This window comes from Burkholderia gladioli, from assembly GCF_000959725.1.
GTDB classification, from domain to species: domain Bacteria; phylum Pseudomonadota; class Gammaproteobacteria; order Burkholderiales; family Burkholderiaceae; genus Burkholderia; species Burkholderia gladioli.
Map to the genome: position 1 here is coordinate 3,586,947 of NZ_CP009322.1, position 16,052 is coordinate 3,602,998.

Annotated in this window: 12 protein-coding genes and 1 pseudogene; all 13 read left to right on the forward strand. The window is 65.8% G+C overall.

Annotated elements, in window-relative coordinates; translation table 11 throughout:
- The first annotated feature begins 123 nt into the window (after positions 1-123).
- The 13 genes and pseudogenes from mhpT (at position 124) to BM43_RS15460 (ending at position 16,045) form a co-directional block, all read left to right on the forward strand.
- On the forward strand, positions 124-1,329 hold the full coding sequence (gene mhpT / locus BM43_RS15400) for a 3-(3-hydroxy-phenyl)propionate transporter MhpT (protein ID WP_036054835.1): 1,206 nt from the start codon (positions 124-126) through the stop codon (positions 1,327-1,329).
- A 65-nt stretch (positions 1,330-1,394) separates the two neighbouring features.
- A complete protein-coding gene (locus BM43_RS15405) occupies positions 1,395-2,543 on the forward strand; it encodes a porin (RefSeq protein ID WP_036057007.1) in 1,149 nt (382 codons plus the stop codon).
- 28 nt (positions 2,544-2,571) lie between these two features.
- Positions 2,572-4,293, forward strand: a complete 1,722-nt coding sequence (locus tag BM43_RS15410) for a tannase/feruloyl esterase family alpha/beta hydrolase (protein ID WP_036054833.1) — start codon at positions 2,572-2,574, stop codon at positions 4,291-4,293.
- A gap of 458 nt (positions 4,294-4,751) precedes the next feature.
- Entirely contained in the window at positions 4,752-5,303 is a 552-nt protein-coding gene (locus BM43_RS15415) for a sigma-70 family RNA polymerase sigma factor (protein ID WP_013689048.1), read from the forward strand.
- The gene (locus BM43_RS15420) at positions 5,285-6,259 is read left to right on the forward strand and encodes a DUF4880 domain-containing protein (RefSeq protein ID WP_036054831.1); all 975 of its coding nucleotides are present in this window, start codon (positions 5,285-5,287) and stop codon (positions 6,257-6,259) included. The genes BM43_RS15415 and BM43_RS15420 overlap by 19 nt, the downstream gene beginning before the upstream one ends.
- A 106-nt stretch (positions 6,260-6,365) precedes the next feature.
- Entirely contained in the window at positions 6,366-6,866 is a 501-nt protein-coding gene (locus tag BM43_RS15425) for an Lrp/AsnC family transcriptional regulator (protein ID WP_017920929.1), read from the forward strand.
- 292 nt (positions 6,867-7,158) lie between these two features.
- Entirely contained in the window at positions 7,159-9,576 is a 2,418-nt protein-coding gene (locus BM43_RS15430; RefSeq protein WP_042285248.1) for a TonB-dependent siderophore receptor, read from the forward strand.
- Between the two features lie 31 nt (positions 9,577-9,607).
- Entirely contained in the window at positions 9,608-10,378 is a 771-nt protein-coding gene (locus BM43_RS15435; RefSeq protein ID WP_230676375.1) for an energy transducer TonB, read from the forward strand.
- A gap of 22 nt (positions 10,379-10,400) precedes the next feature.
- Entirely contained in the window at positions 10,401-11,135 is a 735-nt protein-coding gene (locus BM43_RS15440) for a MotA/TolQ/ExbB proton channel family protein (RefSeq protein WP_017920678.1), read from the forward strand.
- Between the two features lie 13 nt (positions 11,136-11,148).
- Positions 11,149-11,571, forward strand: a complete 423-nt coding sequence (locus tag BM43_RS15445) for an ExbD/TolR family protein (protein ID WP_013689054.1) — start codon at positions 11,149-11,151, stop codon at positions 11,569-11,571.
- Positions 11,568-13,340 (forward strand): ABC transporter ATP-binding protein/permease, encoded by a 1,773-nt coding sequence (locus tag BM43_RS42585; RefSeq protein ID WP_036054825.1) that lies wholly within the window; start codon positions 11,568-11,570, stop codon positions 13,338-13,340. The genes BM43_RS15445 and BM43_RS42585 overlap by 4 nt, the downstream gene beginning before the upstream one ends.
- Positions 13,341-13,419: 79 nt before the next feature.
- Positions 13,420-13,740 (forward strand): annotated as a pseudogene (trxA, locus tag BM43_RS42590) (thioredoxin); the annotation flags it as partial.
- A gap of 946 nt (positions 13,741-14,686) precedes the next feature.
- On the forward strand, positions 14,687-16,045 hold the full coding sequence (locus BM43_RS15460; protein ID WP_036054822.1) for a TldD/PmbA family protein: 1,359 nt from the start codon (positions 14,687-14,689) through the stop codon (positions 16,043-16,045).
- Positions 16,046-16,052 lie beyond the last annotated feature (7 nt).

Consider the following 16,052-nt stretch of genomic DNA (forward strand, 5'->3'; position numbering starts at 1 on the left):
CAAGGACCTGCCGGCCACGCGACTGGCAGGCTTTTTTACGGCCGGTGGATCAGGCTGCCTGATAAAAACCGCGGCGCCCGGCAAGACGCGCCGACGACAAGACAACATGGATTGGAGACATCGATGAATACCTACGTTGCCGAAAAGCCGGCGGTCGCGACCACGCTCGCGCTCTGCTTCGCGATCGCGCTGCTCGAGGGGCTCGACCTGCAGTCGGTCGGCGTTGCCGCGCCGCGCATGGCGCGGGAGTTCGGCCTGAGCGTGTCGCAGATGGGCATCGCGTTCAGCGCCGGCACCTTCGGGTTGCTGCCCGGCGCCATGCTCGGCGGGCGGCTGGCCGATCGCATCGGGCGCAAGCGCGTGCTGATCGCCTCGGTCGCCTTGTTCGGGCTGCTGTCGATCGCCACCGCGCAGAGCTCGAGCTTCGCGATGCTCGTCGTGGTGCGCGTGCTGACCGGCATCGGCCTGGGCGGCGCGATGCCGAACCTGATCGCGCTGTCGTCCGAAGCGGTGCCGCCGCGATCGCGCAGCAGCGCGGTGGCCGCGATGTACTGCGGGATTCCGTTCGGCGGCGTGATCGCCTCCCTGATCGGCGTGCTGCTCGCCGGCGATACCGAATGGCGGCACATCTTCTACGTCGGCGGCGCCGGGCCCTTGCTGCTGGTGCCGGTGCTGGCGGTGCTGCTGCCGGAATCGCGCGCCTATCTCGACGTGGCCGGCACCCGCGCCGCGCGAGCGAGTGTCGCCCACACGCTGTTCGGCGGCGGCCGCGCGAGCGCCACGCTTGCCTTGTGGATCAGCTACTTCTGCACCCTGATCGTCCTCTACTTCCTGTTGAACTGGCTGCCGTCGCTGATGGCCGCGCGCGGGCTCGACCGCGCGCACGTCGGGCTGGTGCAGGTGGCGTTCAACGTCGGCGGCGGGCTGGGCGCGCTCGGCATCGGCGCGGCGCTGGACCGGATGCGCGCCTCGCGCGTGGTGGGCGGCATGTACGCGGGGATCGTGCTGTCGCTGGCCGCGCTGGCGGCGGCGCCGGGCTTCGCCTCGCTGGCGGCGGCCGCGTTCGCGGCCGGCATGTTCGTGATCGGCGGTCAGTCGGTGCTGTACGCGCTGGCGGCGATCTACTACCCCACCGCGATGCGCGGCACGGGCGTGGGCGCGGCGGTGGCGGTCGGGCGGCTCGGCTCCGTGGTCGGGCCGCTGGCGGCCACGACGCTGCTGGCCGCCGGCCGCAGCGCGCCGATCGTGATCGGCGCGAGCATCCCCGTCACGCTGGTGGCGGCGGTGGCCGCGCTGCTGCTGATCCGTCGTCCGCAGGCCCGCGACTGAGCTTTTCCGGTTTTCCCGATGCGTGCCGTCAGAGCGCGCTTATTCAAGGTATGGAGACGAAGCAGATGAAAAAGCACATCAGGAACGGCCTGCTGGCCGCCGGCGCGGGCTGCGCCTTGGTCGCGCCGATCGCGCACGCGCAGTCGAGCGTGACGCTGTACGGCATCATCGACACGGGCGTGGAATTCGTGTCGCACGCGAACGCGGCGGGCGACCACGTGGTGCGGATGCCGGCCGTGACGGGCGAGCTGCCGTCGCGCTGGGGCCTGCGTGGCAGCGAGGATCTCGGCGGCGGATATCAGGCGATCTTCACGCTGGAAAGCGGCTTCAACGTGCGCGGCGGCGATCTCGGCCAGGGCGGCCGGCTGTTCGGGCGGCAGGCCTTCGTCGGGCTGAAGGGCGGCTTCGGCACGCTCGCGTTCGGCCGCCAGTACACGATGACCTATCTCGCGCTGCAGGGCGCGGACATCATCGGCCCCGACATCTACGGGCTCGGCTCGCTCGATGCCTATGTGCCGAATGGACGTGCCGACAATGCCGTGAGCTATATCGGCACCTATCGCGGCGTGACGCTCGGCGCCGCCTATTCGTTCGGTCGCGACGGCGCGGGCACCGGCAATTCGCCTGGGCAGGGAACCTGCGCCGGGCAGGTGCCCGGCAATACCGTCGAATGTCGAAACATGTCGGTGATGCTGAAGTACGACAGCGCGTATTTCGGCGCGGCGGCTTCGTACGAGGAGCAGCGCGGCGGCACCGGCGCGGCGGCGAACTTCTTCGATGGCGTGGCCCCGGCCGCGCTTACCAGCAGCGCCGGCAAGGACGCGCGCGTGCATGTGAGCGCCTATGCGCAGGCCGCGGGTGCGCGTATCGGCGCGGGATGGATCGGGCGGCGCGTGTCGACCGGTTCGCCGAGCGTGGCCGGCGCGCATTCGGATCTTTTCTTCCTCGGTGCTTCGTATGCGGTGAAGCCCGATTTCATCGTCGATGGCGAGGGATATCGGATCGTCAACGCGGCGCACGACACGCGCGCGACGATGGCGACGCTGCGCGCGACCTATCTGCTGTCGAAGCGGACCTCGGTCTACGCGCAGTCCTCGTATCTGTGGAACAGCGCACACGCGAGCTACGCGGTGAGCGGCGGCGGTGCCGGCACGACGCCCGGCGCGGGAATGGGGCAGCTCGGCGCGATGGTCGGCGTCAAGCACATGTTCTGATCCGGCAGATTGAAACGAGGGGGATATCTTGAACCGAAAATATGCATTCCTTTGTTTGTCGCCGCTGTTCGCAGTCGGGCTTGCCGGTTGTGGCGGCGATGGCACGACCAACGCCGCGCCCTCGCATCTGAGCGCCGCGACGCCGGCGGCGATGACGCAGAGCTGCGATGCGCTCGCCGCGAAGCTCGCCTATGCGAATACCGCGTTCACGTCCGTGACCACCGCTTCGGCCGGTGCGTTGACGGTGGCCGGCAAGCCGATCGCCGAGCATTGCGTGATCGAAGGGAAGATGAACGAGCGCGTTAGCGCGGTCGATGGGAAGACCTACGCGATCGGCTTCGAGATGCGCTTGCCGAAGGCGTGGAACGGACGCTTCTTCTACCAGGCGAACGGCGGGCTGGACGGCAACGTGGTGACCGCGACTGGTGAGATCAGCGGCGGCGGGCCGTTGAACGATGCGTTGAACATGGGCTTCGCGGTGATCAGCTCCGATTCGGGGCATGGCGCCGCTCAGAACCCGCTGTTCGGGCTCGATCCGCAGGCGCGGCTAGATTACGGCTACGCCGCCGTGGATGCGCTCACGCCGATGGCCAAGCAGGTGATACGGCTGGCTTATGGGAAGGCGCCCGATCGCAGCTACTTCGACGGCTGCTCGAACGGCGGGCGTCATGCGATGGTGACGGCCGTGCGCAATGCGGGCGACTACGACGGGATCATCGCGGGCGATCCGGGTTTCCATTTGCCGAAGGCGGCGATCGGCGAGATGTATGGCGCGCAGCAGTTCGCCAGGATCGCGTCGGCGACGGGGGCGAATGGCTTGCCGGATATCGGCAGTGGGTTCAATGCGGCGGAACGGCAGTTTGTCGGGGCGAGGATACTCGACAAATGCGATGCGCTGGATGGGGTGGCCGACGGGATGGTGCAGGACGTTGCCGCTTGCCAGGCGCATTTCAGTGTCGAGACGGATATTCCGACCTGTGTTGGCGGTACGCGAACGGGAGCGTGCCTGACGAGCGAGCAGAAGACGGCACTCGAGAATGTGTTCGCGGGCGCGCGCAACAGCGCGGGGACGGCGCTTTATGCGGGCTTTCCATACGATCCCGGCATCGCGGGCAGCGGCTGGGCGGCGTGGAAGCAGTCGAATTCCATCACGCTCGATCCGGCCGCGATGGCGTTCACCTTCATGACGCCGCCGAAGAGCGCCGCGACGCTCGCGAACCTGGCCGGTTTCGCGCTCGGGTTCGACATGGATGCGGACGCGCCGGCGATCTTCGCGACGAACGGCACGTATACGCAATCCGCGTGGTCGTTCATGACGCCGCCTGACGAGACGAACCTGTCCGCGCTGAAGTCGAGAGGCGCGAAGATGTTCGTTTATCACGGCACGGGTGACCCAGTGTTCTCGTTCGACGATACGCGTGATTGGTACGAGCGTGTCGCTCAGGCGAACGGCGGAAGTGCCGCGGACTTCGTGCGCTTCTATCCGGTGCCGGGGATGAACCACTGTTCGGGCGGGCCGGCGGCGGATCAGTTCGATATGCTCACGCCGCTGGTGGCCTGGGTCGAGCAGGGACAGGCGCCGGCCGCGATCGTGGCCGCGGCTCGCGATGCGACGAACGCGGTGCCGAATGCCGACGTACCGGCGTCATGGGGCGTGGGGCGCACGCGGCCTCTGTGTCCTTATCCGCAAGTGGCGCGGTACAACGGCTCCGGCGACCTGAATTCGGCAGCGAACTTCAGTTGCCGGTGAGGCGGGGGGCGATCCGGTTGTCCGGGGCGGCTTGCCCCGGGTGGCGGAAGCCGCCTTCCGAGATGCCGCAACCTGCGGTAGGCACACCGATCCATGCAGCGCGCCTCGGGGCGGGTCCGGATCAGGGCATCATTCCGAGCCTGCCGGCCGTGCCGCATTCGTCAGAGTATTCGACTTGGGAATCTGCCGGGGGCTGGCGAATGCGCGTGCCGAAGCCGATCGAGGCACGGGGACCCACCGACGACAAACATAGCTGTGCTACATGATTGATCCGGTTTCGCCGCGGCGTCGCGAATCGCCGGGGCGACCATGGGTTTTGGATTGGTATCGCGCCGATACAGGGCGATTTTGAAATGGCATACTACGACATCGACCTAGCGGGGTATGACGTTGCGTTTGGGCAGATGATTGGCATCCTGCAGCGCACGCCCATTGCGCCATCGCGTGGAAAATGTCACATGAGCAGCGGCCCGACAGTACAGCCGATCGAGAAGCGGGAAGGGAACGACGAGGCGTCGTCCCCTTCCCGCGCCTCATGGCTTGCCGACGAGTTTCGGGCCAGCTATGCCTGGCTGAAGGCGAAGCTGCAGCGGCGTGTCGGGTCGCCGGCCGATGCCGAGGATCTCGCGGCCTCGTCCTTCGAGGCGCTCGCCGGCGTCGACGACCTGCAGGGCGTGCGTGAGCCGCGTGCCTTCCTGACCGTTATCGCCCAGCGCCTCACCTTCGAGATGTGGCGCCGCCGGGATCTCGAGCGCGCCTATCAGCAGGCGCTCCTCAACGTCGAGGAGCCGGTCGCGCCGTCCGCCGAATCGATCGTCGAGATTTCCCAGGCCCTGTTTCTGATCGATCAGGCGCTCGATGGATTGTCACCGAAAGCAAAAAGTGCTTTTATCTACAGCCAGATCGACGGCCTCACTTATGCGGAGATTGCCGCTCGACTCGGTGTCTCCACCAGCATGGTCCGCAAATACATCGCCCAGGCGCTTACCCGATGCTTTCTGATCAGTTGAAGATCCCGCGCGGTGCCGGTCCGGTCGAATCCGCCGTGGAGCAAGCCGTCCATTGGGAGGTGCGCCTGCGAGCCGAGGACGCCACGCAGCGTGACCGCGAAGGCTTCGAGGCGTGGCGCCGCGCCGATCCCGCCAATGAACAGGCTTGGACCCGCCTCCAGGAAGGGCTGGCGAGGTTTTCCTCCTTGCGGGGAGCGCCCGGCGCGGCGGTACGAAGCGCGCTGAACGAACCCTCTCATGCAAGACGCCGCATGTTGAAGGCGGGGGCGGGCGTGGGGGCGCTGGCCCTGGCCGCGATCGGAACGCGAGAACTGGTCAGGACCTTTTCGCTGGACGCCGATTACCACAATGGCGATCTGGCGCCGCGCTCGGTTGCGCTGGATGACGGCACGCCGATGATACTCGGGGCGTCGGCACGCGTTTATTCCGCGCAGGATGGCATACGCGGCGACGTCTACCTCGCATCGGGCCAGATCCTGACGACGCCTTCCACGACGAGCCCCTCGCGGCGGATCGTGCGCACGAAGGACGGGACGGCGGCCACGAGTCTCGCTCGCCTGAGCGTCGATGCCTTGCGTTATCACACCGTGGTCGCGGTGCAGGGCGGCGGCGCGACCCTCGCCTCGCCGGGCGGCGGCAGCCTGCGCGCCGACGATGGCTCGGTCTGGTCGCTGTCGGCGCGGCGCATCGTCCGCATGCCCGAGACGGCCGCCGATATCTTCGCATGGCGGCGCGGCACCCTGGTGGTGCTGGATCGCCCCGTGCCGGACATTCTCGAGACGCTGGGCCGCTATTACGGCGGCTATATCCGGTTTCCCCAGATCGCGCTCGCCCGCCGGGTCAGCGGCGTGTTTCCGCTCGACGACGCCGAGGCGGCGCTGCGCCAGCTGGCCAACGGCCTGGGACTCTCCCTTGCCGTGTACGGAAAGGTCCTGGCCGTCGCCTCGGCGGCCTGAGGTCGAGTACCGCCGGCCCGGCCCGGCCCGGCCCGGCCGAAAAATTTTTTCCCTTCCCGGTGTCACTTTTCCCGTTTCGTTGCACAAGGTGAATGAAGGTGTCCGAATGCCGGACGCCACCCTTGTCCCGGAAGGGGGAACTGTGATCGACCACATCGACAAGGCCATCCTGACAGTCCTGCAAGAGGACAGCACGCTTTCGGTGGCGGAAATCGCCGATCGCGTGCATCTGTCGACCACGCCCTGCTGGCGCCGCATACAGAAGCTCGAGCAGGACGGCATCATCGCCCGTCGCGTCGCCCTGCTGGACGCCGAGAAGCTCAATGTCGGCGTGACCGTACTTGTCGAGATCCGCACCGCGCAGCACACGGCAGCCTGGCTCAGGCGCTTCTGCGAGGTGGTCGCCGGCATCCCCGAGGTCATCGAGGTGTACCGCATGAGCGGCCATATCGACTATCTGCTGAAGGTGGTCGTTCCGCACATCGCCGCGTACGACGGCGTCTACAAGCGCCTGATCAGCGAGTTGGAGATCTTCGACGTGAGCTCGAGTTTCTCGATGGAGACCATCAAGCATACGACGAGGCTGCCGCTCGATTACGTTTGTTGATTTCCTGGTCTGCGGAATTCGCACGCGGATGGAATTTTCAAGGGCGGGGCGTTCGGCGGGAATAAAAAACCGCAAATGGCGCGAAAGACGAATTCTTTCAAAAAAGCATTCCGAGCAGGATCGCTAGACTTTTTCGTGTGGGTGAGGGGCAGGCAAGCCTGCTGTAGCCAGCGGCCTCGAGCGAAGCCGGGAGTGAAGGGGCGCAAGGGCATGCCGTTGCGGTCCGCCGCTTTTCGACCTTCGTTCATGTGGGACTAGACAGGCGTTTTGCCGAAATACAACCGACTAGGGGATGGGTGTCATCGTGGGGATCAAGTTGAACGGCAGGGGTATGGCTCGCAATGTTGCGGCAATGGCGATCGCGATGGCGGTTGCCCAGACTTTCATGGTGTCCGCGGCCGATGCGCAACAAGCGGCGCAGCACACCTATCATCTACCGAGCGGTCCGCTGGATCGCACCTTGGTGGAGATCGCCAAGGTCGCGCATCTCCCGCTGAGCTATGACGCTGCCCTGGTGCAGTCGCTCAAGTCGGCTCCGGTGGACGGTACCTATTCAGGCGAGGCGGCGATCCGCAAGGCCTTGCAGGGCACCGGCCTCGACCTGGTCCCGACGGCCAACGGCGGCTACACGCTGGCTCACGTCAAGGCGGACGTGAAGGCGGCAACGGCCGCGACAGCCGCGACGGCCGCGGCCACGACCGTTGCCGGCACGTCCACGGCGCAGGTCGATACCACCCTGCCGCTCATCAGCGTGGCGGCCAGCCGGGATTCCGGCGGTACCGGCTTCGTCGCGGAATCGTCGTCCACCTATGCGCGCTCGGACGTGCCGCTGAGCGAGACGCCGAAATCGGTCAGCGTCATCAACGCGGCGGTAATCCAGAGCCAGGCCGACCAGTCGCTCTCCGACGTGCTGAGGAATGCTTCCGGTGTCGTCACGCGGCCGGGGCCGCTCGGCGTGCCGAGTTACACGATTCGCGGGTTCTCGGCATCCAACCTGACCTCGGACGGGCTCGCCACGGTGGGCTCGGCACCCAACGTCACGCCGACCATCGCCATCTCGAGCGTGGAAGTGGTCAAGGGGCCGTCGGCGATCGTGAACGGCAACAGTCCGCCGGGGGGCGTCATCAATCTCGTCAAGAAGACGCCTCAGGCCGATCCGTTCCACGAAATCCAGGTGGGCTACGGCTCCTACGGCAGCGAGCAGATCGCGCTGGACAGCACGGGCGCCATCACCGACGACAAGAAGCTCCGGTATCGCTTCATCATCTCGGGCGAGCGGGTCGGCCAGAATTCGATGGGATATGACGGCGAGAGAAATTTCTACTTCGCCCCGACCCTGCAATGGAAGGATTCGACCACGGATCTGACGGTGGGCTATGAGCGCACGGTCGACCGCGAGCCGGTTCCCCCATTCACCATCGGCTATGCCAAGGGCGATATCTATCGGAACTATATCGACAGGCCGCTGGGCTCGCCATCCGACCATTTCGGCGCGCAAACCGACAATGTTTTCTATCATCTCGAGCAGAAGCTCGGCACGTCGCTGACCTTCGTGAGCAAGGCGTCCTACACACGGAGCCAGCAGACGCAGATGGCCTGGACGCCGGTCTCGCCGCTCTCGGCGACCAATGGCGCGACGTTCATGAGTTTCGATTCGCTTTCGGATTTCTACAGTTGGAGTTTTCAGAACTACCTGCGTGGCAAATTCAATATCGGCGAAGTGAAAAATACGGTGATAGCGGGATGGGATGTGCTCCGTTACAGCCAGTATCAGTCTGACGCCACGGCCACGAAATTCATTTCGGTTCCGAATGTATTCGGATCCTTTGTGTTCCCGACGTCCGACGTTGCAAGCTTGGCGCCGGATGTGGCGAGCTTCTACACCCAAACCGGTTTGTATCTTCAAGATCAGTTTTCCTACCGGAATTTCCATGCGCTCGCGTCCGTGCGCCGGGATACGTATCTGACACATGCGAACTACGCCGGTAACCCACCGGCTGGAAACCATCAGAACGCTTATAGCCCGAGCCTCGGCCTGCTCTACGAACTGACCTCCGAGGTCGCGGCCTACGCCAGCTACAACCGCGGCTTCCAGCCAGGCACGGCGATGCAATTCGGCGGCGGCTTGCTTCCCCCGCAGATCAGCCAGCAGGTCGAGGTGGGCATGAAGTTCAACCTGCTCGACGACAAGCTGGCCATCACGACCTCGGCCTACCGCACCTCGTTCAGCAACTACAACGTCGCCGATCCGCTCCATCGCGGTTTCTATCTTCCCGCCGGTGGTGCTGTCAGCCGGGGATTCGAAGCGGAGATCAGCGGCCAGCCGCTGCCCGGCGTCAACCTGATCGGCAGCTACACGTACAACGACTTCGTGCAGCCCTCGGGCACCAAGCTCGCGGTGAACCTGCCCAAGAACAGCGCCAGCCTGTGGGCCACCTACAACTTCCGCTCCGAGAAGCTCCAGGGTTTCGGTGTCGGCGCGGGGCTGTTCTTCGCGAGCGGGCAGTACATCGGTTCGGGCTCGGCGTACCGCATCCCCAGCCAGGTGGAGACGGACCTCGGCGTGTTCTATCGGAAGAAGGGTTACGGCCTGAATCTTTCGGTCAAGAACGTATTCAATCGCAAGCTCTACTACAGCAGCACGACCTCTACCCTGATCCCGATGGGACCGGAGCGGACCGTCATGCTCACCGGTACCTATGATTTCTGACACCCTCGAGACTCGGCCCTGGCGCGGCGGCATGTCCGGCTCCGAGCACCTGGCGAATTTGCGATCGCGGTGGAGGCGCGCGGCGGTTGCGCTTGCCGTCGTGATGGTGCACGGACTCGGGCTGTACCTGATCCTTCATCACAGCGTGCACCTGATCAGGCTGGAGGCCGACCGGGCCGCCGGTGCCTCGGTGCAGGTCAGGCTGGTTGCCGCGCCGACGCCGCAGCCCGTGGCGAAGCCCGAGCCCAGGCCCGAGCCCAGGCCCGAGCCCAGGCCCGAGCGGCCGCCGGAGCCCAAGCCCAGGCCGATCGAGAAACCGGTGGTTCGGAAGACGGCACCCTTGCTGTCCTCGGAGGCGCCGTCCGAGCGGAGCGTCGCGCCCGCCAAGACCGAGCCCGTCAAACCGGTCGAGCCGGCGCCCCCCCCGCCGGTGCCGACGCCCACCGCGGCACCGGCCCCCGCTCCGGCGCCGCCCGCACCCGCACCCGGGCCCAATCTGCTCGATACCCCGAAGCAGATCAGCAGCGCGGAACTCAAGCAACTCGGTTGCCGGATCCCGAGGCCCGACTATCCCCCGAAGGCCAGGCGGCTCGAGCAGGAAGGCACGGTCCTGGTGAGGCTGACCATCGGCGCGGACGGCGCGGTCAAGACGGCGCGAGTCGCACGAAGCAGCGGCTACCCGCTGCTGGACGCGGCGGCGCTGACATCGATCGAGGCCGGGCGTTGCCAGCCCTATACGACCGCCGGCATTGCCCGCGCCGTCGAGGCCGAGCAGCCGATCGCCTTCAACCTGAATGACTGACCTGGAATCAACGGAGCAAAAAATGGAACAGTACGGCATCGCCAACGTCTGGCAGCAGGGTGACTTCATCACCCGCTTCATCTTTGTCTTTCTCCTCGGCATGTCGGTCGTGTCCTGGTTCGTCATCGTGACCAAGGGACTGGCGAATCGGCGCCTCGAGACCATGGGCAAGCGCGCGCAGACGCGCTTCTGGTCCACCCCGTCGTTCGACGAGGGCATCAAGGCGCTGGGCGACGGTGCCGACAATCCCTATCGCGCCATGGCGCTGGCGGGCCGCGAGGCGAACGAGCAGCAGGCCGGCGGCGGGGCATCGCTGCAAGGCAGTCTGAGCGCCAGCGAATGGGTGGCCCGCGGCCTGCGCAACGCCTTCGACGACGAGGTCGCCCGACTGCAAAACGGCCTGGCCGTGCTCGGCTCGATCGGCAGTACCGCGCCCTTCGTCGGCTTGTTCGGCACCGTGTGGGGCATCTATCACGCGCTGATGGCGATCGGCGCCTCGGGCCAGGCCAGCCTCGACCATGTCGCGGGCCCGGTGGGCGAGTCGCTGATCATGACGGCGATCGGCCTGTTCGTGGCGATTCCCGCCGTGCTCGGATTCAACTACGTCAATCGCGGCAACAAGCGTGTCAGCCATCGCCTGAACCGGTTCGTGCATGAACTGCACGTGTACTTCATCACGGGCGCCAAGGCCCACGGCGACGTTCGCCAGGCGCCCGCGGCGCCGGTGGCGAGCAAGCGCGTCGGCGCCGCCGCCTGATCGGGAGCCTATCGTGTCGATTCTCATGGATGGCAACAACGACGAAGGCGTGATGAACGACATCAACATGACGCCGCTGATCGACGTCATGTTGGTATTGCTGATCATTTTCATCGTGACGCTGCCGGTCATCAACAAGGCGGTGAAGGTCGATCTCCCCAAGGCCGCGGCCCAGCCTGCCGAATCGAAAACCCAGGACATCGATCTGTCGATCACGGCCGACAAGACGGTGCTGTGGAACAAGGACGTGGTGGACGACGCGGCGCTGAAGCTGCGCGTCGCGGCGGCCGCGAAACAGGGCGATCCGCCGGCCGTCAACATCAACGCAGATCAGCACGTCGAGTACGGCAAGGTTGCCGCCATACTCGCGGCGCTGCAGGGCGGAGGGCTGAACAAGATCAATTTCGTCATGCAGCCGGACAAGGGACAGCAATGATCAGGAATCGGGCACTCCCGACGGATCGCGCCGAGGATCGGGATGCCCGGCGTCACTTTCCCACCGTCTGGAAGTTGATCAAGCCGTACTGGAGCACCAGGGAGGGCATGCTGTCGGCCTTGATGCTCGCCTACGTGCTCGGCGCGGGCTGGAGCCACACCTATATCGCCGTGTGGCTCAACCGATGGACCGGCACGTTCTACGACGCCGTGGGATCCGGGAGGTTTCAGGCGCTGCCGAGCCTGCTGTTGCAGTTCCTGCTGGTGTCCATGGCCGCGGCCGCGCTCACGATGTCGACGGTGGTGCTGCAGTCGATCGTCGAGATTCGCTGGCGGCGATGGCTGACGACCTGGCTGGCCGATCAATGGCTGGCCCGCCATACCTACTACCGCATCGAGCGCGACCGCGCGCTCGAGAACATCGATCAGCGTATCGCGGAGGACGCGAAGCAGTTCGTCAAGGACACCTTGCTGCTGTCGATGGGCGTGCTTCAGGTGCCGGTGAGCATCGTGAGCTTCAGCGTGATCCTGTGGTCGATTGGCCATTCCCTGGATCTCGATATCGGCGGGCACACGTACCAAATCCATGGATACCTGGTCTATGCCGTCTTTCTCTATCAAGGCCTGTTTTTCTGGGCCACGCACCTGCTCGGCCGACGCCTGATCACCCTCAATGCCAAGCAGAACCGCGTGGAGGGCGACTTCCGCGTGCTGATGGTGCGGGTGCGCGAGTTCGCCGAGCAGATTGCCTTCTTCGATGGAAGCGGCGCGGAAGGCAAGCGATTGAACGGGGCGTTTCGCCAGGTCGTTTCGAATCTCTATGCGCTGCTTTGGGTCAACACGCGGGTCTCGCTGTTTACCAACATCGTCGGGCAGGTCAGCTCGGTGGTGCCTACCCTGCTGGTGCTGCCGCAACTGATGACGGGGGGGCTGACGCTGGGCGGGCTGATGCGATCCAACGCTGCATTCAATTCCGTGTCCAGTTCCCTGGCGTTCTTTCCCCAGGCCTATCTGGGATTCACCGCGTGGCGCGCGGAAGCGAACCGGCTTCGCGAATTCCTTCATGTCAACGCGCTCGAGGCGCAGGGCGGCATCGAGGTGAGCGCCGGCAAGGCGGGCACGGTTGCCGCCAGGGCGCTGGTGCTGCGCGACGCAGGCGGCACGGAGCTTGCCCGCGTGCCCGACTTCTCGCTCCCGCCGGGTTCGCGATGCCTGATCCGCGGTCGCTCCGGAAGCGGGAAAAGCACGCTGCTCAGGGCACTCGCGGGCCTCTGGCCTTACGGCGAAGGCGCGATCACCCGCGCTGTCGAAGGCGCGGTGTTCGTTCCGCAGCGCAGCTACATTCCCGCCGGCACCTTGAAGGCCGCGATCGCCTATCCCCACGATGAATCGATGTACACCGACAGCCGTTGCGAGGAAGTCCTGCACGCCTGCGGCCTCGGTGTCCACGCCGCGTCGATGCTGGACGCCGATCGCTGGAGCGACCGGCTTTCCGGCGGAGAACAGCAACGGGTGGCGTTTGCGCGCGTGTTGCTGGCCTGTCCCTCCACGATCTTCCTGGACGAGTGCACTTCGGCGCTCGACCCGGAAAGCGAGCGAAACCTCTATCAGCTGCTGATCGACCGCTTGCCCCACGCCACGGTGGTGAGCGTCGCGCATCGAAAGGAACTGCTGGCCTTTCACCAGAAAACCGTCGACTTCTCACCGGAGCCGGCATCCGCGCTTGCACAAGGCCTGGCAGGCCCGGCGCCGTCTGCTTTCCCGGCATGAGGCGCGGATGCCGTCGCAAAGCCGCGCCTTGCCGGCACCAGGCGTCCGATGAAACCGAACCAACGAATAGGGATGTGAAATGAGCGATTTGAAAAGCGTGACCGAAGCGAGCTTCGAGGCCGATGTGATGAAGAACAGCCGCCCGGTGCTGATCGATTTCTGGGCCGAGTGGTGCGGGCCGTGCAAGGCGCTGGCGCCGACGCTCGAGAAGGTGGCGCGCAACTTCGAAGGCAAGGTCGACATCGTCAAGGTCAACGTCGACGAGCATCCCGCCTTGCGCGAGCGCTTCGGCGTGCGCGGTATTCCCGCCCTGGTGCTCGTGAACGGCGGCCAGGAGGCGGGGCGCATCGTGGGGAACCGCTCGGCCACGCAACTGGCGAGCTATCTCGACGCGCACCTGGGAACCGCCACGCAACTGGCGAAGCCCGAACTCACGCTACGCGCCTTCGGCGGCGATTCGCAGGCGAAGGCGGCTCGGATCGCGCATTTGCGCGAGTATCTGGAGCGCAAGCAAGCTACCCCGGATACGCCCATGTGGCCGGACAATATCAGCGGTGCGCTCGCCTTCGTGGTCGGGTCGTCCGATCCGGACGAATGCGCGAGCGCGCTGGGCATCCCCAGCGATGTCGTCGAGGCGGTGAATGTGCTGTCGAGCTATCGAGGCACGCATCTCAATGCCGCAGTGTTCCTGGCCGATTGGCTGGAAAGCGTGCCCGTCGGGGCGAACCTCTCCCGGTTGCCGGGCCGGCTGCTGACGTCGATCCTGTCGAGCCAGATCGTCACGGACACGCTCAACGAGGAATCGAGGCTGCTGGCGATTCGTGACGAGCTGGTTTCCCTGCACACGGCGGAAACGGACGGCTCCCCGGTGACGGAGGCGAATTGGGCGGATCTCAAGCAGGCGTCCAAGGCCGCCGCGGACGAATTCGGCGAAGGCACGGCAGCCAGGGCGGCCGGCGTGCTGGAGGTGGCCTCGTCCTCCCTGGCCAGGAATCCGGACATGCTGAAGGACTTCGTGTTCGCCGTTTCCGGTTTCGTCTGGAAGAGCCTGCAGGCCAAGTGCAACTGGAGCGCGGCGGACGATTCCCGCTTTGCCCAGCTCGCGGATGGAATTTTCAAGCATGCACTCGAAACCGGCGTCGAGCCGCCGCGAGGCAGCGCGATGGGCGAGCGGGTGGCGGAGATCGATCCCCAACTGATGGAGCGGTTCCGGTCTCATTACGACGAGGGCCATCGTGCCCTGGGCGAGCGCGGCCGCGCGATCGGCGACCTGCTGATTTCGCTCACCAGGCAGATCGCCTGAGGCATGCAATGACACGATGCCGCGTAGCGGAGGAGGCAGGCTGATGCAGTCGAGCAGTACGCAGTTGCAAAACGTCGCCGCCGAACTGGAAAGTTCGGCCGAGCGCGCGATCGAGTTCGCGCGGCTGGCGGGCGCCGAGGGAACGCGTGTGGAGATGGAGGCCGCCGAATCGCGCATCGTTACCGTGACGAACGGGGTGCAGACGGATCGCGGTTTCAGCGGCACCCTGGAGATGACGGTGACGGTCTTTCGCGACGGGAAACGTGCCTTCGCGAAATCGTCCGACTTGTCGGACGAAGGGCTGAAGAAGATCGTTCGCGCGGCAATCGACAGTACCGCCGCGACCGAGCCCGATCCCGCGGCCGGCTTCGCCGATCCATGCGAGTTGGCCAGGGCTTTTCCCGATCTCGATCTCCATCATCCGCTGGACTGGACGCTCGACGAGATCGGCGCCCATGCGCAACGCGTCGAGGATGCGGCGCTGGCGCATGACCCTTCGATCAAGGCGTCCAAGGGCGCGACGGTGCGAACGGTGTCGGGCATGTCCTTGCTGGCGACATCCATGGGCTTCGTCGCGACGGCGCCGTGGTCGGTCCATTCGATCGCATGCGCCCCGGTCGCGTTCGGCGCCGGCGAGAAGCAGATCGGTGTCTGGAGCCATGCGAGTCGCGCATTCGACGATCTCGCGACGCCGGAAGAGGTCGGGACGCTGGCCGCCAGGCGGGCAACCGAGGCGCTTGGCGCGACCCAGGTTCCCACCCAGCAATGCCCGGTTCTTTTCGAGCCTTCGGCGGCGCTGGGACTGCTTTCCGAGCTGGTGTCCGCAGCCTCGGGGGAGGCGCTCTACCGGAGCGGGTCGTTCCTGAAGGATGGCATCGATTCGTCCTTGTTTCCGGCGCATGTCGAGCTCGCCGAGGATCCGTTCGTCGAACGCGGCATGGCCAGCCGCTGCTTCGACAGCGACGGCATTCCGGGCTGGCGCCGCAAGGTGGTGGAAGAGGGGCGCCTGCGCGGGTTTTTCCTCGGGCTTTACGCGGCGCGCCGCTTGAACTTGCCGCCCACCGGAAACGGCCATGGACCTCACAACCTCGTGTTGAGCAGCACGCGGACCCGGCCCGGCGACGACTTCGCCGCGATGGTGGGCAAGCTGCATCGCGGGTTGCTGGTCACGGAAATGGTGGGGGGCGGCGTGAACCGTTTGACGGGGGACTTCTCCCGTGGCGCCAAGGGGTTCTGGGTCGAAAACGGCGAGATCCGGTTCCCGGTGGGCGGCATCACGATAGCGTCGAACCTGCGGCGGATGTTCGGCGGACTACAGGCGATCGGCAGCGATGCGATGACGAGGGGATGGGCGAGCTCGGGGTCCTGGCTGATCGATGCAATGCGGATTGGGGGGGCTTGAGGCATGA